Below are 390 nucleotides of genomic sequence, written 5' to 3' on the forward strand. Positions count from 1 at the left end.
TGAACAAGTGCGAATCTCAATGTCGGATGCTAACGCCAGTGCGCTGGTTGAAAATGTCGATGACGACAGCGCCATGTACGTGGTTATGCCAATTCGTCTATAAGCTGATTGAATGCCGCTTTCTCGTCTGATTATTCAGCAGTTTCGTAATATCAAAGCCTGCGACATTGCACTGTCGCCAGGCTTTAACTTTCTTATTGGTCCGAATGGCAGTGGCAAAACCAGTGTCTTGGAAGCCATCTATTTGCTCGGTCATGGGCGCTCATTTAAAAGTGCTTTGACCGGACGCGTGATTCAAAATGAGTGTGATCAACTGTTTGTCCATGGTCGTTTTTTGAACTCGGATCAATTTGAGCTACCGATTCGGCATTAATAATGCAGCGCGATGGC

The 390-nt window shown here is 46.2% G+C and carries 1 pseudogene; it reads left to right on the forward strand.

Annotation, left to right across the window (positions count from 1 at the left end):
* Positions 1-112: 112 nt before the first annotated feature.
* Positions 113-364 (forward strand): annotated as a pseudogene (locus CIK04_RS11715) (AAA family ATPase); the annotation flags it as partial.
* Positions 365-390 lie beyond the last annotated feature (26 nt).

It is taken from the genome of Vibrio sp. 03_296, from assembly GCF_002265885.1.